This window comes from Streptomyces megasporus, from assembly GCF_000718985.1.
GTDB lineage: Bacteria > Actinomycetota > Actinomycetes > Streptomycetales > Streptomycetaceae > Streptomyces > Streptomyces megasporus.
Genome location: NZ_JODL01000006.1, coordinates 142381 through 159815, shown reverse-complemented (window position 1 = coordinate 159815; position 17435 = coordinate 142381). Strand labels below are relative to the sequence as shown.

Annotated in this window: 14 protein-coding genes; 3 read left to right on the top strand and 11 right to left on the bottom strand. The window is 71.8% G+C overall.

Translation table 11 applies throughout. The annotated features are described in order from the left end of the window. Nucleotides 1-40: 40 nt before the first annotated feature. From mltG to rpsD, 6 genes are all read right to left on the bottom strand, one after another. Nucleotides 41-1903: an endolytic transglycosylase MltG gene (gene mltG, locus IF47_RS0108455; protein ID WP_031507734.1), complete on the bottom strand. Its 1863-nt coding sequence runs from the start codon at nt 1901-1903 to the stop codon at nt 41-43. Between the two features lie 127 nt (nt 1904-2030). Further along, the gene (gene ruvX / locus IF47_RS0108450) at nt 2031-2495 is read right to left on the bottom strand and encodes a Holliday junction resolvase RuvX (RefSeq protein WP_031507732.1); all 465 of its coding nucleotides are present in this window, start codon (nt 2493-2495) and stop codon (nt 2031-2033) included. Beyond that, nucleotides 2495-5158: an alanine--tRNA ligase gene (alaS, locus tag IF47_RS0108445; protein WP_031507730.1), complete on the bottom strand. Its 2664-nt coding sequence runs from the start codon at nt 5156-5158 to the stop codon at nt 2495-2497. The genes ruvX and alaS overlap by 1 nt, the downstream gene beginning before the upstream one ends. Then, nucleotides 5158-5505: a DUF6167 family protein gene (locus tag IF47_RS0108440; RefSeq protein WP_031507728.1), complete on the bottom strand. Its 348-nt coding sequence runs from the start codon at nt 5503-5505 to the stop codon at nt 5158-5160. The genes alaS and IF47_RS0108440 overlap by 1 nt, the downstream gene beginning before the upstream one ends. 4 nt (nt 5506-5509) lie before the next feature. Further along, entirely contained in the window at nt 5510-5956 is a 447-nt protein-coding gene (locus IF47_RS0108435) for a DUF948 domain-containing protein (protein ID WP_245641044.1), read from the bottom strand. Nucleotides 5957-6221: 265 nt separating this feature from the next. Further along, nucleotides 6222-6833: a 30S ribosomal protein S4 gene (gene rpsD, locus IF47_RS0108430; RefSeq protein ID WP_031507726.1), complete on the bottom strand. Its 612-nt coding sequence runs from the start codon at nt 6831-6833 to the stop codon at nt 6222-6224. A gap of 55 nt (nt 6834-6888) precedes the next feature. On the opposite strand from rpsD, the gene IF47_RS0108425 reads away from it, so the two are divergent. Then, nucleotides 6889-7794 carry a DUF2470 domain-containing protein gene (locus tag IF47_RS0108425; protein WP_106982521.1) on the top strand — a complete coding sequence of 302 codons (906 nt, stop codon included), beginning with the start codon at nt 6889-6891 and terminating at the stop codon, nt 7792-7794. A 15-nt stretch (nt 7795-7809) separates the two neighbouring features. Here the strand turns inward: IF47_RS0108425 and IF47_RS0108420 are convergent, their stop codons facing one another. The 4 genes from IF47_RS0108420 to IF47_RS0108405 all read right to left on the bottom strand — a co-directional run bounded on the left by IF47_RS0108420 (nt 7810) and on the right by IF47_RS0108405 (nt 12009). Beyond that, complete coding sequence (locus IF47_RS0108420) at nt 7810-9192, bottom strand: replication-associated recombination protein A (RefSeq protein WP_031507723.1); 1383 nt, start codon at nt 9190-9192, stop codon at nt 7810-7812. Nucleotides 9193-9306: 114 nt separating this feature from the next. Then, nucleotides 9307-9963: a vitamin K epoxide reductase family protein gene (locus IF47_RS0108415; RefSeq protein WP_031507722.1), complete on the bottom strand. Its 657-nt coding sequence runs from the start codon at nt 9961-9963 to the stop codon at nt 9307-9309. A gap of 55 nt (nt 9964-10018) precedes the next feature. Further along, nucleotides 10019-11278: a histidine--tRNA ligase gene (gene hisS, locus IF47_RS0108410; RefSeq protein WP_031507721.1), complete on the bottom strand. Its 1260-nt coding sequence runs from the start codon at nt 11276-11278 to the stop codon at nt 10019-10021. 11 nt (nt 11279-11289) lie between these two features. Beyond that, nucleotides 11290-12009, bottom strand: a complete 720-nt coding sequence (locus IF47_RS0108405; RefSeq protein ID WP_031507719.1) for an MBL fold metallo-hydrolase — start codon at nt 12007-12009, stop codon at nt 11290-11292. A 177-nt stretch (nt 12010-12186) separates the two neighbouring features. Between IF47_RS0108405 and IF47_RS0108400 the strand changes: the two genes are divergently transcribed. Together IF47_RS0108400 and IF47_RS0108395 are read left to right on the top strand one after the other, a co-directional pair. Beyond that, nucleotides 12187-13029 (top strand): peptidylprolyl isomerase, encoded by an 843-nt coding sequence (locus IF47_RS0108400; RefSeq protein WP_031507718.1) that lies wholly within the window; start codon nt 12187-12189, stop codon nt 13027-13029. A gap of 248 nt (nt 13030-13277) precedes the next feature. Beyond that, nucleotides 13278-14507 carry a DUF349 domain-containing protein gene (locus tag IF47_RS0108395; RefSeq protein WP_031507717.1) on the top strand — a complete coding sequence of 410 codons (1230 nt, stop codon included), beginning with the start codon at nt 13278-13280 and terminating at the stop codon, nt 14505-14507. A gap of 140 nt (nt 14508-14647) precedes the next feature. Here IF47_RS0108395 and IF47_RS0108390 read toward each other — a convergent pair whose 3' ends face one another. Further along, on the bottom strand, nt 14648-17176 hold the full coding sequence (locus IF47_RS0108390; RefSeq protein WP_031507716.1) for a RelA/SpoT family protein: 2529 nt from the start codon (nt 17174-17176) through the stop codon (nt 14648-14650). Nucleotides 17177-17435: the final 259 nt, after the last annotated feature.

Sequence of the window (17435 nt, the reverse complement as noted above, 5' to 3'; positions counted from 1 at the left end):
GGGTTTCCGGCCACACCGTCCGTGGGACGCCGCCACTCGCTCACTGCTGGGTCTTGTTGTACTCCTCCACGTACTTCTGGTGCTCCTCGTAGGTCTCGGTGAACACCGTGTTGTCCGCCGTGATCGACACGAAGTAGTACCAGCCGCCCTCGGCCGGTTCGACCGAGGCGTGCAGCGCCTCCGCGCCCGGGCTGTTGATCGGCCCCGGGGGCAGGCCCTTCTTGGCGTAGGTGTTGTACGGGTGGTCGAACTTGGCCATGGTGCTGGGAGAGGGCACGTCCAGCGTGTACTGGTTCTTCGCGTAGTTGTACGTGGAGTCGAACTGCAGGTACCCGTTGGTCTCGGTGTTGCCCGGCTTGAGCCGGTTGTAGACGACCCGGGCGACCTTCTCGAAGTCGTGCTTGTACTTGCCCTCCGCCTGCACCAGGCTGGCGACGGTGAGCACCTCCAGCGGCGATTCGAGTCCGAGTTGCTCCACCTGGGACTCCAGGTCGATCCTGGCGAACTCCTTCTCGGCCCGCTTCACCATCTCCTTGAGCAGACCCTCGGGCGTGGTCTTCTCCCCCACGGTGTACTTGGCGGGGAAGAGGAAGCCCTCGGGGTTGCCCTCGGCCCACTCGGGCAGACCGAGATCGGCCTCCTTCGCGGCCTCGGCGGTGGCGCCGTCCTCCAGGCCGAGCTTCTCGTCGATCAGCGCGTAGATCTCCGAGGCCCGCTTCCCCTCGGCGATGATCAGGGCGTTCTGGCTGGACGGGTCGAGCATCATCTCCAGGGCCGCCTCCGCGGACATCTCCTTGCGGAGCATGTAGACGCCGGCCTGGATGCCCTGTGCCTTGATGTTGGCGTTGGACGCCTCGATGAACGCGCCCTGGCTCTTGACCACTCCCGCCTTCTCCAGGATCGCCCCCATCTGCGCCAGGCTGCTGCCCTCGGGGATCTCGACCTGGACCTCGCCACTGCCCTCGCCGGAGAAATCGGGCGCGGCGGCGAAGTGACTCTGGTAGAAGTCGTAGGCGAAGTAGCCCGCGCCGCCGACGCCGCCCACGAGGACGACCGCGACGACGAGGCAGGCGACGCCGTTCCTGCCCTTCTTGTTGTCGCGGCGGCCTCGGCCGCGACCGCGGCCGGCGCGGCCGGACCGGCCGTCGTCACCGTCGTGGTCGTCACCGTCGTCGTGATCGTCGCCGTCGTCCGAGAAGAAGGCGTGCTCGCCCTGGTCGGGGCCAGGGTCCCAGCCCGTCTCCTCGTCGGGCCCGGGGTCCGGGGCCGGCTCGTCACGGCGCCGGCCCCGCGGCGGGTGCTGCTGTCCCTGCGGAGGCTGACCGTGCGGGGGCGGTGGGGGGCCGTGCTGCTGGTCCGGGTGGGCGTGGTGTCCGTACTGGTCGGAGTGCCCCTGGTGCTCCTGGTGTCCCTGGTAGGGATCCTGGTGCCGCGCGCCCCCGCCCTGGGTGTCCCAGCCCTGTCCGCCGTGGGGATCGTCGTGCTGTCCGTGGCCCTGTCCGCCGTACGGGTCCTGGTGCCGCTGTCCGGCGTAGGGGTCGCCGTACGGGTCCTGGTGCTGCCCGCTGTAGGGCCCACCGCCGCCCCGGGTGTCCCAGCCCTGCCCGCCGCCGTACGGGTCCTGGTGCCGCTGTCCGGCGTAGGGGTCGCCGTACGGGTCCTGGTGCTGCTGCCCGCCGTAGGGCCCACCGCCGCCCTGGGTGTCCCAGCCCTGCCCGTCATAGGGGGATGTCAGGGGGTCGTGGGACTGTTGCGCCTGCTGGGGCTGCTGCTGGTACTGCTGCTGCTGTCCGCTGTACGGGTCCCAGCCTCCGTGCTGGGACCCGTCCCATCCCCGGTCCCCGTAGAGAGGGTCATCGGGATGCCACGGTTCGGAGCCGGGGCCCCGGCCATACTCAGTCATCGATCCCCTAGAGCCGCGAGGCGGCAGCCGGTGGTGTCACACGCGGGCACTGGTGTCCGAACCACCGTCCGCCGTACCGGCTGGTATTCGAACAGCGCCGTCCGGGCGGAACGTTACCGTACCGCGATCAGGCCGCTGTCTCGACGCACTCGCCAGGGGGTTCACCCGACACCCGCTCGGTCTCCAGGGCGCTCTGGAGGATGACCACGGCCGCCGCCTGGTCGATGCGGCTCCGGCCCTTCTTCGACGACACGCCCGAGGCCCGCATGGACTGGGCGGCGGTGACGGTGCTCATCCGCTCGTCGACCAGGCGCACGGGCACGGGGGCGATCGTCCCGGCCAGCTTCCGCGCGAAGGCCCTCACCCGGGCCGCGGCCGGGCCCTCGCGTCCGCTGAGGGAGCGCGGGAGCCCGACCACGACCTCCAGGGGCTCGTACTCGGCCACGAGTTCGGCCAACCGCCGGTGGGCGGCCGGGACGTCGCGTCCCGGCACGGTCTCCACCGGGGTGGCCAGCAGCCCGTCGGGGTCGCAGGAGGCGACCCCGATCCGGGCGTCCCCGACGTCGACGGCGAGCCGCCTGCCGCGCCGCATCAGGAAGCCGCCACCAGGCGCTCGACGGCGGCGACGGCGTCCTCGATCGCGTCCGGGTTCTGGCCGCCGCCCTGGGCGACGTCCGGCTTGCCGCCGCCTCCGCCACCGAGGGTCTTGGCGGCGGTGCGGACCAGGTCGCCGGCCTTCAGACCGCGGTCGCGGGCGGCGTCGTCGGTGGCGATGACGGTCAGCGGACGGCCGTTCACCACCGTGAACAGGGCCACCACGGCCGGGCGTCCGCCCTGGACGCGGCCCCGGACGTCGAGGACCAGCTTGCGCAGGTCGTCGGCGCTCGTGCCGTCGGGGACCCGGCCCCCGACGAAGGCGATCCCGTTCACGTCCCGGGCGGAGGAGGCCAGTCCGGCGGCGGCGGCGAGGACCTTCTCGGCGCGGAAGCGCTCGATCTCCTTCTCGGCGTCCCTGAGCCTGGAGAGCATCCCGGAGATCTTCTCCGGCAGCTCCTCGGGACGGCCCTTGACCAGCTCGGTGAGCTGGGAGACCACCGTGTGCTCGCGGGCGAGGAACTGGTAGGCGTCCACCCCGACCAGGGCCTCCACACGGCGCACGCCGGAGCCGATGGAGGACTCGCCCAGCAGCTTCACCAGACCGAGCTGGGCGGTGTTGTGCACGTGGGTTCCACCGCACAGCTCCTTGGAGAAGTCGCCGATGGTCACCACACGCACCCGGTCGCCGTACTTCTCGCCGAACTCGGCGATGGCGCCCTGCTTCTTGGCTTCCTCCATGCTCATGACCTCGGCGGTGACGTCGAGTTCGCGAGCGAGAATCTCGTTGATCTTCTGCTCGACGTCGTTGAGGACCGTGCCAGGGACGGCGGTCGGCGAGCCGAAGTCGAAGCGGAAGCGTCCGGGGGCGTTCTCGGAACCGGCCTGGGCGGCCGTCGGGCCCAGCGCGTCGCGCAGCGCCTGGTGGGTGAGGTGGGTGGCGCTGTGGGCCCGGGCGATGGCCCGGCGGCGCTTGACGTCGATGACGGCGTACGCCGAGGCCCCGACGGTGACCTCGCCGACCTGGACGGTGCCCTTGTGCACGGTGACACCGGGCACCGGCTGCTGGACGTCGCGGACCTCGACGACGGCGCCGTTGTCCAGGCGGATGCGTCCGGTGTCGGGCTGCTGCCCGCCGCCCTCGGCGTAGAAGGGGGTGCGGTCGAGCACGACCTCGACGTCGTCGCCCTCGGTGGCGGCCGGCGAGGGCAGGCCGCCCACGAGCAGGCCGACGACGGTGGCCTCGCCCTCGGTGTCGGTGTAGCCGGTGAAGACGGTGGTCCCGGCGGTGTCGGCGACCTCCCGGTAGGAGCTCAGGTCGGCGTGGCCGGTCTTCTTGGCCCTGGCGTCGGCCTTGGCGCGCTCCCGCTGCTCCGTCATCAGGCGGCGGAAGCCCTCCTCGTCCACGGACAGGCCCTGCTCGGCGGCCATCTCCAGGGTGAGGTCGATGGGGAAGCCCCAGGTGTCGTGGAGCAGGAACGCCTTCTCCCCCGGCAGGACGTTGCCGCCGGCGGCCTTGGCCTCGGTGACGGCGGCGTCGAGGATGTTGGTGCCGGCCTTGAGGGTCTTGAGGAAGGCGGCCTCCTCGGCGAGCGCGACGGTCTCGATGCGCCGGCGGTCGGTGATCAGCTCGGGGTACTGCTGCCCCATCGTGCCGATCACGACGTCGACCAACTCGCCGACGACCGGCCCCTCGGCGCCCAGGATCCGCATGTTGCGGATGGCGCGGCGCATGATGCGGCGCAGCACGTAGCCGCGGCCCTCGTTGCCGGGGGTGACGCCGTCGCCGATGAGCATCACGGAGGTGCGCATGTGGTCGGCGACCACGCGCAGGGAGACGTCGGAGTCCTCGGCGTCGCCGTAGGCCACCCCGGTCAGCCCGCCGGCCTTGTCGATGACCGCGCGCAGGGTGTCGGTCTCGTACATGTTGTGCACGCCCTGGAGGATCATCGCCAGGCGTTCGAGACCGAGGCCGGTGTCGATGTTCTTGCTGGGCAGGTCGCCGACGATCGGGTAGTCCTTGCCCTCGCCCGGCCCGCGCTCGTACTGCATGAAGACCAGGTTCCAGATCTCCACGTAGCGCTCGTCGTTGACGGCGGGGCCGCCCTCGGGGCCGAACTCCGGACCGCGGTCGTAGTTGATCTCGGAGCAGGGACCGCAGGGACCGGGCACGCCCATGTCCCAGTAGTTCTCCTCCTTGCCCAGGCGCTGGATCCGCTCGGCGGGGACGCCGACGACGTCGCGCCAGACGCGCTCGGCCTCGTCGTCCTCCTCGTAGACGGTGATCCACAGTCGCTCCGGGTCCAGCCCGTAACCGCCCTTGTCCTGCGGCGTGGTGAGCAGCTCCCAGGCGAGCTCGGCGGCGCCCTCCTTGAAGTAGTCGCCGAACGAGAAGTTGCCGCACATCTGGAAGAAGGTGCCGTGCCGGGTGGTCTTGCCGACCTCCTCGATGTCCGGGGTGCGCACGCACTTCTGCACGCTGGTGGCGCGCTTGTACGGCGGGGTGGCCTCCCCCAGGAAGTACGGCTTGAAGGGCACCATGCCCGCGGGAACCAGCAGCAGCGTCGGGTCGTCCGCGATCAGCGACGCCGACGGCACGACGGTGTGCCCCCGCTCCTCGAAGAAGCGCAGCCAGCGGCGGCGGATTTCAGCCGACTCCATCAGTGGTCCTCATTCCGGTCGTACGGGTGGGTGGTGCCGAGTCCGCGACGGGGGCCGCCGGGCAGTGTCCGGGGCGTCGCCCGCGCGGGGAGCTCGGGGTGGTGGGGGGCGGGGTCGACGGGCGCCGTCAGCCCCAGTGCCTCGTTCAACTCGCTCTCCCGTTGCGCCATTCCGGCGCGGACGTCGAGCGCGAAGTCCCTCAGCCGGTATCCGGCCGCCACGGCCTGGTCGGCCGCCTTGGCGGCGAGGCTTTCGGGGGTGAGGCTGCGCAGCTTGCGGTTGACCTTGGTGGTGGCCCAGACGCCGGCGGCGGCGCCGGCCCCGAACCAGAAGGCGCGGCGGAACACGGGCTCAGTCCTCTCCCTCGCGTCCGTCGCGGCGCGCGCGTCCCGCTCGGCGCGCGGCCGGTACGGACCGGCCCACGACGACGGTGCTCCTCGGTCGTGGCGGTCCGTTCCTGCGGCCGAGGGCGCGGCGCACGCCGTAGCCGAACGCGGCGACCTTCACCAACGGGCCGCCGAGGGCGGTGGAGACGGTGGAGGAGAGCGCCGAGGCGTTGGCGGTGACCTCCTGGACGTCGGCGGCGATGGCGTCCACCCGGCTGAGCTGGCTCTGCGCCGAGCGGACGGTCTCGGAGGCCTCGGTGAGGAGGGGGACCGCCTGCTCCGTCACGCCCGTCACCAGCCTGGTCGCCGCCCTGAGCGTCTGCGCGAGCCTCACCAGCACCACGGCGAGGAACGACACCAGGATCGCCCAGAAGACGGCCACCAGGAGGCCGGCCACCTCTCCACCGGACACGCTGCACCGCTTCCCTCGGATGTATGGGGTCGGCCGCCGCGCCGTGGCTCGTGAAGGGACCTGCGCCCACCGATCCCACGGGTGCGACGGCGGTTACCGACCTTATCGCGCCGGCACCCCTCGTCCGTACCGCATTCCCCCCGGTCCACGTGCGGCACACGCGCGACGGCCCTCCCGCCGTCCTTCCCGCGGAAGGTCGGTGGGAGGGCCGGGAACCGGGAGGTCCGGGCGTGCTCGACGCGCCCGGCCGGCGCCTCGCGGGCGCTCAGCGTGCGTAGTACTCGACGACGAGCTGCTCGTCGCAGACGACCGGGATCTCCTTGCGGTTCGGGTCGCGGTCCAGGCGGAACGCCAGCGCCTTGAGGTTGACCTCCAGGTAGCGCGGGGTCTCGCCGTCGGGCGCGTAGCCGCCCTCGCGGGCCACCTGGAAGGGGTGCTTCTCGCGGCTGCGCTCGCGGACCATCACCACGTCGCCCGGGCGGACCCGGAAGGAGGGCTTGTCGACCTTGCGGCCGTTGACCTCGATGTGGCCGTGGACGACCATCTGGCGCGCCTGGTAGATGGTGCGGGCGAGTCCCGAGCGGAGCACGAGCGCGTCCAGCCTGCGCTCCAGCTCGACGATGAGCGCCTCGCCGGTCTTGCCCTCGACCTTGCGGGCGCGCTCGTAGGCGCGGGCCATCTGGCGCTCGCTGATGTCGTACTGGGCGCGCAGCCGCTGCTTCTCCAGCAGCCGGACCTTGTAGTCGCTGTTCTGCTTGCGGCCCCGGCCGTGCTCGCCCGGCGGGTAGGGACGCTGCTCGAAGTACTTGACGGCCTTCGGGGTCAGCGCGATGCCGAGGGCACGCGACTTCTTGACCTTGGGACGCGACTGGTTCACGTTGAACGGACCTCCGTGTAACTTAGGTGAGCCTTACCTTAGCGGAGGAGAACGCATGTTTCGACCTGGGAGTCCCCTGTCCGGCGCCGGTTCCGCGCACGGCGCCGACCGTGCGGACGGCACCAAAGGCACGGAGGACGTGGACAGGAGTCAGCCGCGTCCCGAGGAGGAATCGGACGTCCGACGGCCCGACGCCGCCGAACGGTTGCGCACTCTCGCCGAGGCGAACGCATCGGCCTCCCTGGTCATTCCCGGGGTCGAGCTCCACGGCTTGGGACACGACCCGGGACAGGGCGCCGCCGAGGCCCGCGCCGTCACCCCCCAAGGAGACGTGATCCTGCTGGTCCCGGCCGGTTCCCCGGCCGCCGGGGCCGCCGCGCACGCCCGGGGCGACGACCTCGCCGCTGTGGTGGAGATCACCGATGTGGCACCCGTCGCGGTCCCCCACCGCATCCGCGGCCGGGCCCGGCTGGCCGGCTGGCTCACCCCCGTGACCGGCGCCGAGCGCGCCGAGTGCGCCACGCTGCTCGCCGCGCGACACCCACACGGCCCGTTCCCGGGCGACGCGTGGACGCAGCTGCGGCTGGAGGTCGGCGAGGGCTGGATCGACGACCTGTGGGGCACCGAGTCCGTCGAACCCGAGGAGTTCGCCGCCGCCGAGCCCGATCCCCTGGCCCGCCACGAGACCGAACTCCTCCAACACCTCGCCGCGGCCCACGACGACCTGATGCGCGGGCTGTGCGGGCTGCTGGGAGAGCGCGAACGGACCTGCGACGCCGGTGCCTGGGAGCGGGTGGCGCCGCTGGCGCTGGACCGCTTCGGGCTGCGGGTGCGGTTCTGGGCGGACGGACACGGCTTCGACGCGCGCTTCGACTTCCCCCGCCCGGTGCGGACCGTCCGGGAACTGCGACAGGCCGTGCGCGCCCTGTTCGAAGCGGCGTCCGAAGCGACCTCGGAGTGATCCGGGAGCGACCCCTCACCCCTCGCCCCTCGGCTCCTCCCGCGGCCCGTCCCCGCCCCGCAGCCGGGCCCGCACCCGCTCCGCCACCTCGGCGTACCGGGCCTCGGCGCCGTACCGCGTGGGCTCGTAGTAGCGCTTGCCGTGGACGCCGTCCGGGGCGTACCGCTGCGCGGCGATGCCGCCCGGCACGTCGTGCGGGTACAGGTACCCCTCGCCGTGGCCCATCTTCCTCGCGCCCTTGTAGTGGCTGTCGCGCAGATGCGCCGGCACGGGGCCGGCCAGCCCGGCCCGCACGTCCGCCAGGGCCGCGTCGATCGCCAGGTAGGCGGCGTTGGACTTCGGCGCGAGGGCGAGGGCGATGGTCGCCTGGGCCAGGGTGATGCGTGCCTCGGGGAAGCCGATCATCGCCACCGCCTGCGCGGCGGCCACGGCCGTCTGCAGCGCGGTGGGGTCGGCCAGGCCGATGTCCTCGCTGGCGGAGATCATCAGTCGCCGGGCGATGAACCTCGGGTCCTCCCCCGCCTCGATCATCCGGGCCAGGTAGTGGAGCGCCGCGTCCACGTCCGAGCCGCGGATGGACTTGATGAGCGCGCTGGCCACGTCGTAGTGCTGGTCGCCGTCCCGGTCGTACTTCACCGCGGCCCGGTCGACGGCCTCCTCCAGCGTCGCCAGGGAGATCGTCTCCTCGCCCTTGGCCAGGGCCGCGCCCGCGCCCGCCTCCAGCGCGGTGAGCGCCCGGCGCGCGTCGCCGCCCGCGATGCGCAGCAGGTGCGCCTCGGAGTCCTCGGGCAGGCTCACCGCGCCGGCCAGCCCGCGCTCGTCGGCGACGGCGCGACGCAGCAGACCGCGCAGGTCGTCGTCGGTCAGCGGCTCCAGGGTGAGCAGCAGCGAGCGGGACAGCAGCGGGGAGATCACCGAGAAGTACGGGTTCTCCGTCGTCGCCGCGATGAGGGTGACCCAGCGGTTCTCCACGGCCGGCAGCAGGGAGTCCTGCTGCGCCTTGCTGAACCGGTGGATCTCGTCCAGGAACAGCACCGTCTCCTTGCCGTAGGCGCCCGCCGAGCGTCGGGCGCCGTCGATCACGGCCCGGACCTCCTTCACCCCGGCGGTGATCGCCGACAGTTCCGTGAAGCGCTTGTCGGTGGCCCGGCTGACGACGTACGCCAGGGTCGTCTTGCCGGTGCCGGGCGGTCCCCACAGGATCACCGACGAGGGCCCCACGGGCCCCTTCCCGCCCTCGCCGACCAGTCGGCGCAGCGGGGAACCGGGACGCAGCAGGTGCCGCTGGCCGACGACCTCGTCCAGAGTGCGCGGGCGCATCCGGACCGCCAGCGGACTGCCGGTGGGGTCCTTCTCCCGGCGTTCCTCTGCGGCGGCGGTGAACAGATCGTCTTCCACGGAACGAAACCCTAAGCCACCCCGCCGACAGCGCCCCCGGTGGCGCCGACGAACGGCGAGGGGCCGCCCCGCGGTACGGGACGGCCCCTCGCCGTTCGTCGTGCGGCCGGCCGGTCAGCCGATCCAGAAGTTCCACCAGCGGGTCAGGACCAGCATGCCGATGACGCCGATGTGGACCGCCGGGATCGCCCAGTGGAACTCCGCCACCCCCTCGCGGAGCCAGGTCGGGGCGGGCAGGAAGCCGTTGTGGATGTTGCGGAAGGTCGTGTACCAGAACATCAGCAGCGTGGCCACCCAGGCCAGGTTGCACCACAGGCACAGCGCGCCGATGTTGTACAGCGACTGGTACATCAGCCAGGTGCAGAACCCGACGCCGAAGAGCATCCCGGCGTTCATCGTCAGCCAGTACCAGCGGGGGAAGGCCGCCCCGGCCAGCAGGCTCATCCCGACGCAGACGATGATCCCGTAGGTGACCAGGCCGAGCACCGGGTTGGGGAAGCCGAACACCTCGGCCTGCGCGCTCTCCATCACGCTGCCGCAGGAGACGATCGGGTTCAGGTCGCACGCCATGTTGAGCGTGTCGCCGGAGATCTCGGCCTCCAGCAGCCGGTACTTGTCGACCGTGATCACCCACGACGCGAGCACCCCGGCCAGGCCGGTGATCACCAGCAGCAGGGCGTAGGCGCGTCCGGCGCCCACGGCACCACGTCGTACGGGCGTGCCCCCGTCGGCACGGGCCAGGTCTTCTCGTGGTGCCGTGGTCGTCGTCATGGCTGCCATCCTGTCGTCTCAGGCGGGATTCTCATTCTGCACAACGCTCAACGACTCAGGCGAGCTTCCGTCGCAACTCCTCCACCACACCGTCCAGCGGAACCGGGGTCTGCTCGCCGCTGTCGAGGTCCTTGACCTGGACGACGCCCTCGGCCAGGTCCCGCTCCCCCGCCACGACGGCGTAGGCCGCGCCGGAGCGGTTGGCCGACTTCATGGCGTTCTTCAGGCCCTTGCCGCCGTACGCGAAGTCCGTCGCGACCCCCTGCCGACGCAGCTCGGTGACGACGCCGAACAGCGTCCGCCGCGCCTGCTCGCCGAGCGGGACGGCGAACACCCGCGTGCGCGAGGGCTCGGGCAGCGCCACGCCCTCGGCCCGCAGGGCCAGCACCGTGCGGTCCACGCCCAGCGCCCAGCCCACCGAGGGCAGCGGGGGCCCGCCGAGCATCTCCGACAGGCCGTCGTAGCGACCGCCGCCGCCGACCGCGGACTGCGAGCCGAGCCCGTCGTGGACGAACTCGAAGGTGGTGCGGGTGTAGTAGTCCAGACCGCGCACCAGCTTCTCGTCGTCGACGAACGCGACCTCGGCCGCCGTCAGCAGTTCACGCACCTGCTCGTGGTACTCCTTGCACGCCTCGCACAGGTGGTCGCGCATCATCGGGGCGCCGGTGAGCTGCTTCTGGACGGACTCGCGCTTGTCGTCCAGCACCCGCAGCGGGTTGATCTCGATCCGGGCGCGGGTGGCCTCGTCCAGGTCGAGTCCGCGCAGGAAGTCCTGGAGGGTGGCGCGGTAGGCCGGGCGGCACTCGCGGTCGCCGAGGGAGTTCAGCAGCAGCCGGAAGTTCCTCAGCCCCAGCGAGCGGTACGCGTCCACGGCCAGGATGATCAGCTCGGCGTCCAGGGCCGGGTCCTCGGCGCCCAGCGCCTCCGCGCCCACCTGGGAGAAGTGCCGGTAGCGGCCGGCCTGGGGGCGCTCGTAGCGGTACTGCGAGCCGGAGTACCAGACCTTGATCGGCAGGGCGCCGCGGTGCAGGTTGTGCTCCAGGACCGCGCGGACGACCGGCGCGGTGCCCTCGGGCCGCAGCGCCAGGCGGCTGCCGCCCTTGGTGGTCAGGGTGTACATCTCCTTGGTGACGATGTCCGTGGACTCGCCCACGCCGCGGGCGAACAGTTCCACGTCCTCGAAACCGGGGGTCTCGATGTAGCCGTATCCGGCGCGCTTCAGCGGCGCGGCGATCGCCTCCCGGACCGCCAGGTAGTCCGCGGACTCCGGGGGAAGCAGGTCGTAGGTGCCCCTGGGGGCGGTGAAGGTGCTCACGTTCTGCGTCGTCACATTCCTCGTCGCGGGGCGGCGGTGCCGTCTCCCGTCAGGTGCCGGCCGGCGGCCACCTCCCGCAGGAACGGGTTGGTGGCGCGCTCGCGGCCGATGGTGGTCTGGGGGCCGTGGCCGGACAGCACCACGGTCGAGTCGTCCAGGGGCAGGCACACGCGTGCCAGCGACCTCAGGATCTCGTCGTGGTCGCCGCCGGGCAGGTCGGTGCGTCCGATGGAGCCGGCGAACAACAGGTCGCCCGAGAACAGCACCGGCGGGACGTCGGCCTGCTCGGGCATCCGGAAGGTCACCGACCCCCTGGTATGGCCCGGCGCGTGCGCGACGGTCAGCTCCAGACCCGCCAGGGAGAGCGAGGACCCGTCCGTCAGCTCCCGGACGTCGTCGGGCTCCCCGATCGTGAGCTCGCCCATCAGGGGTTGTCCGATGGAGCGCCCGAGCCACTTCTCGGGGTCGCTCATCATCTCCCGGTCCTCCGAGTGGATCCAGGCGGGCACGTCGTGCGCGCCGCACACCGGGACCACGGAGGCGACGTGGTCGATGTGGCCGTGGGTGAGGAGGACGGCGACGGGCTTGAGCCGGTGTCTGGCGATGGCCTCCTCGACGCCCTCGGCGGCCCGGTGGCCCGGGTCGATGATCACGCACTCCTCACCGGCGGCGGGGGCGACCAGATAACAATTGGTCCCCCAGGCCCCGGCGGGGAACCCGGCAATGAGCACGATCGTCCTTCAATCGTCCGTCAGGGATGTTGCGGCCGTCGCCGGTCGAAACCGGCGATCACAGAGCCTACCGGCGACGGGACGGAGGTCGCGAACCCGTATCCCGTATACGGTACGGCCCTGGCTGTGGCACACACGTGCGTACGCACGCCTCGAAGCACTCGAAGGAGACGACCCGTGGTCAGCAGTGAGCAGCGGCGCAAGCAGCTCGCCCGCGAGAAGTACCTGCGGCAGCAGCAGCGGCGGGCGGAGGCACGGCGCAAGGCTCGGATCCGCAACGCGTCCATAGCGGGTGGTCTGGCCCTGGCACTGGCGGCCGGCGGGGCCTACGCGGCTGCCGGCGGACTGGCCGCGGACGACGAGAAGAAGTCGGACAACGCGGCGGCGGAGCCCTCGGCCACGGCGACCAGCAAGGCCCCGGACCCCTGTGAGAAGCCGGCGAAGGGCGAGCCGGGCGACAAGCAGTGGAAGAAGGAACCGAAGATGTCGATCGACACCTCGGCCACCTACACGATGAAGCTGGACACCACCTGCGGCGACATCGAGATCGAGATGGACGCCGCCAAGGCGCCGCGCACCGTGAACTCCTTCGAGTTCCTGGTGGGCGAGGGCTACCTGGACCACACCAAGTGCCACCGTCTGGTCACCGAGGGCATCCACGTGCTGCAGTGCGGCGACCCCACGGGCACCGGCCAGGGCGGCCCCGGCTACACCATCCCGGACGAGAACCTCGACGACCCCAGGGTCGAGAAGGGCACCTACCCGGCGGGCACGGTCGCCATGGCCAACCGGTACAACGCCCAGACCAAGGAGAACCGGGACAGCGGCGGCAGCCAGTTCTTCCTCGTCTACGAGGACAGCCCGCTGCCCCCGGACTACACCCCCTTCGGCACCGTCACCAAGGGCATGGACGTGCTGAAGAAGATCGCCGACGCCGGCTCGACGATGGACCCGCAGACGGGCAACACCCCGCCGAACGCGACCGTCGTGATCGACAAGGCGACCGTGCGCAAGGAGTGACGGCCGGGACCGTCGGGTTCGAGGGCCGCGTCGCCCCGCGATTTCGGCCGCGCGGAATGCGGACAGCGCGGGCACCGGTCGCCTATGTTGGGCGTTGGTAGGGTGCCTGCGCCGACGGCCCGGCGAAACCCTGGTCCGACCAGCCCAAATCTGGTTCGACCGGTCAAATCCAACTGTCGGCCGGATGACAACTGTGGACGACGCCCGGGAGTGCACGCCTCCCGTCGGCGTCATGTGGAGGAGGCGCTGTGAGCAGCGACCCGTGGGGCCGCGTCGACGAGACGGGGACCGTGTACGTGCGTACCGCCGACGGCGAGAGGGTCGTCGGATCGTGGCAGGCGGGCTCCCCCGAGGAAGCCCTCGCCTACTTCGAGCGCAAGTACGACGGCCTGGTCGTGGAGATCGACCTCCTTGAACGCCGGGTGAAGACCACCGATCTGTCGGCCAAGGACGCGCTGACGGCCGTCGAGCACCTGCGCGGGCAGGTCGACGAGGCGCACGCGGTGGGCGATCTGGAGGCGCTGAGCAGGCGCCTCGACCAGCTCACCGAACTGATCGAGGCCCGCAAGGAGGAGCGCAAGGCCGCCAGGGCCCGGCAGGCCGAAGAGGCCCGCAGGGCCAAGGAGGAGTTGGTCGCCGAGGCCGAGGAACTGGCCCGCAGCGACCAGTGGCGGGCCGCCGGGGAGCGGCTGCGCGCCCTGGTGGACACCTGGAAGGGCCTGCCCCGGCTCGACCGCAAGTCCGACGACGAGCTGTGGCACCGCTTCTCACACGCCCGCTCGGCCTTCTCCAAGCGGCGCAAGGCGCACTTCGCGTCGCTGGACGCCCAGCGCGAGGAGGCGCGGCGCCGCAAGGAGAAGCTGGTCGCCGAGGCGGAGGCGCTGTCCGGCTCCACGGACTGGGGTCCGACGGCCGCGCGGTACCGCGAGCTGATGCAGGAGTGGAAGGCCGCGGGCCGGGCCCAGCGCGAGCACGAGGACGACCTGTGGCAGCGCTTCCGCGGCGCCCAGGACGTGTTCTTCGCCGCCCGCGGCGAGGCCTTCGCCGAGCGGGACGCCGAGCAGCGGGAGAACCTGGCCCGCAAGGAGGAGCTGGTCGCCGAGGCGGAGAAGCTGCTCCCGATCACCGATCTCAAGGCCGCCCGGGCCGCCTTCCGCTCCGTCAACGAGCGCTGGGACGCCATCGGTCACGTGCCGCGGGACGCCCGGGCGCGGATCGAGGGTCGGCTGCACGCGGTGGAGCGGGCCATCCAGGAGGCCGAGGAGGCCGAGTGGCGCCGCACCAACCCCGAGGTCCGGGCCCGGGCGGAGGGGCTGACCGGCCAGTTGCAGGACGCGGTGGACAAGCTCCGCGCGCAGATCGACAAGGCGCGCGAGGCGGGCAACACCGCCAAGGCGGAGAAGCTGGAGAAGGAGCTGGAGGGCCGCCAGGCCCTGCTGGAGCAGGCGCTCAAGGGCCTGCGCGAGTTCTCCGGCTGACCGGCCGAACCGCCCCGGGGAACCGGGAGGAAAACCGTGACGGGGAGGGCCCCGGCGCCGTACGGCGCCGGGGCCCTCCCTTTTCGTCTTCTCGTTTCGTCTTCCCGTTTCGTCCGTGGGGCCGGCCGACTACGGGCCGGCTACGACCGGCGGGCCGAGGTGACGCGGTAGACGTCGTAGACGCCCTCCACCCCGCGCACCGCCTTCAGCACGTGCCCCAGGTGCTTGGGGTCGCCCATCTCGAAGGTGAAGCGGGAGGTGGCCACCCGGTCCCGGGAGGTCTGGACGGCCGCCGAGAGGATGTTGACGTGCTGGTCGGAGAGCACGCGGGTGACGTCCGACAGCAGCCGGGAGCGGTCCAGCGCCTCGACCTGGATGGCGACCAGGAAGACGGAGGACTGGGTCGGGGCCCACTCGACGTCGAGGATGCGCTCCGGCTCCCGCGAGAGCGACTCGACGTTGACGCAGTCGGCGCGGTGGACGGACACCCCGTTGCCGCGGGTGACGAAGCCGATGATCGGGTCGCCGGGCACGGGCGTGCAGCAGCGGGCCAGTTTGACCCACACGTCGTCCACGCCCTTGACGACCACGCCCGGGTCGGCGCCGGCGCGCCGCTTGGAGCGCCGGCGCAGCGGCGGGGAGGTCTCCGCGATGTCCTCGTTGGCCGCCTCCTCGCCGCCGATGGCCTGGATGAGCTTCTGGACGACGTTCTGCGCTGAGACGTGCCCCTCGCCGATCGCGGCGTAGAGCGCCGAGATGTCGGGGTAGCGCATCTCGTGCGCGAGGGTGACCAGGGAGTCGCCGGTCAGGATGCGCTGGATCGGCAGATTCTGCTTGCGCATGGCCCGCACGATGGCGTCCTTGCCCTGCTCGATGGCCTCCTCGCGGCGTTCCTTGGAGAACCACGCGCGGATCTTGTTGCGGGCCCTGGGCGACTTGACGAAGCTCAGCCAGTCGCGGGACGGCCCGGCACCGGGCGACTTGGAGGTGAAGACCTCCACTAGGTCCCCGTTGTCGAGCGTGGACTCCAGCGGGACGAGCCGTCCGTTGACCCGCGCGCCGATGGTGCGGTGGCCGACCTCGGTGTGGACCGCGTAGGCGAAGTCCACGGGGGTGGCGCCCGCCGGAAGCGCTATGACGTCGCCCTTGGGCGTGAAGACGAAGACCTCGTTGCGGGAGAGGTCGAAGCGCAGCGACTCCAGGAACTCGCCCGGGTCCTCCGTCTCCTTCTGCCAGTCCAGCAACTGCCGCAGCCACGCCATGTCGTTGACGGCGTCGCCGCCTTTCCGCGCGGGCGCGTCGGTGCGGACCTTGGAGGCGCCGGCCACGGCGTCCTGCTTGTACTTCCAGTGGGCGGCGATGCCGTACTCGGCGCGGCGGTGCATGTCGTAGGTGCGGATCTGCAACTCGACCGGCTTGCCGTCGGGCCCGATGACCGTCGTGTGCAACGACTGGTACATGTTGAACTTGGGCATCGCGATGTAGTCCTTGAACCGCCCCGGCACCGGGTTCCACCGGGCGTGGACGGTCCCCAGCGCCGCGTAGCAGTCGCGGACGGTGTCGACCAGGACGCGGATGCCCACCAGGTCGTAGATCTCGGCGAAGTCGCGGCCCCGCACGATCATCTTCTGGTAGACGCTGTAGTAGTGCTTGGGGCGGCCGGTGACGGTCGCCTTGATGCGGGCCCCGCGCAGGTCGGCCTGCACCTCGTCGATGACCTTCGCCAGGTACTCGTCCCGCTTGGGCGCACGTTCGGCCACCAGCCGCACGATCTCGTCGTACATCTTGGGGTAGAGGATCGCGAAGGCGAGGTCCTCCAGCTCCCACTTGATGGTGTTCATGCCCAGGCGGTGGGCGAGCGGCGCGTAGATCTCCAGCGTCTCGCGCGCCTTCTGCTCCTGCTTCTCCCGCTTGAGGTAGCGCATGGTGCGCATGTTGTGCAGGCGGTCGGCCAGCTTGATGACCAGCACACGCGGGTCCTTGGCCATGGCGACGACCATCTTGCGGACCGTCTCCGCCTGCGCGGCCTCGCCGAACTTGACCTTGTCCAGCTTGGTGACGCCGTCGACGAGGAGGGCCACCTGGTCGCCGAAGTCGCGACGCAGGGTGTCCAGGCCGTACTCGGTGTCCTCGACCGTGTCGTGCAGCAGGCCCGCCATCAGCGTGGCCGGGTCCATGCCCAGCTCGGCGAGGATGGTGGTGACGGCCAGCGGATGGGTGATGTACGGGTCGCCGCTCTTGCGCTTCTGCCCGCGGTGCCAGCGCTCGGCGACCTGGTAGGCGCGCTCGATCTGGCGCAGCGCGGAGGTGTCGGCCTTGGGATCGTTGCCGCGCACGATCCGCAGCAGCGGCTCCAGGACGGGGTTGTACGGGTTGGAGCGCTGGACGCCCAGTCGGGCCAGCCGGGCGCGGACGCGGTTGGAGGAACCGGAACGGCCGGAGACGCCCGAGATGGCGCGCGTCGCCGGGCTCCGGTCGCGCGCGCCGGAGTCGTCGCGCCGCCCACTCGGCTGCGAGGACGCACCCGTGCGGCCCGGCGACGCGGCGGACGGCTGCGGCTTCGTCGGGGCGCCGCCGGGCCCGGCGGCCGTGCCGTTCGCCTTGGAGGGCTTCGCCGGCCTGGCGTCCTGGTGCTGCGCTGTGGTGAGCGGCTGGGCCTCGTCTGGCAAGGGCAACTCCTCGGTGGGCCCCTCCTCGCCGGTGGCGGGGGAAGAGGGAGGTTCCGGCCGGACCGGCCGGACTCTGCCATGGTATCCACCCGGACCCCGGAACGGTCCGGTCGTCCGCCGGGGACGCGACCGAGGGCGTCACGGCCGACGGGGCCCGCGCGACGGAAACGCGGCGGAAACGCGACGGAACCGCGATGGGGCCACGACGGGGAGGGGCCGCCCGGAGCGGTCCGGACGGCCCCGGCGGACCGGTCGCTCG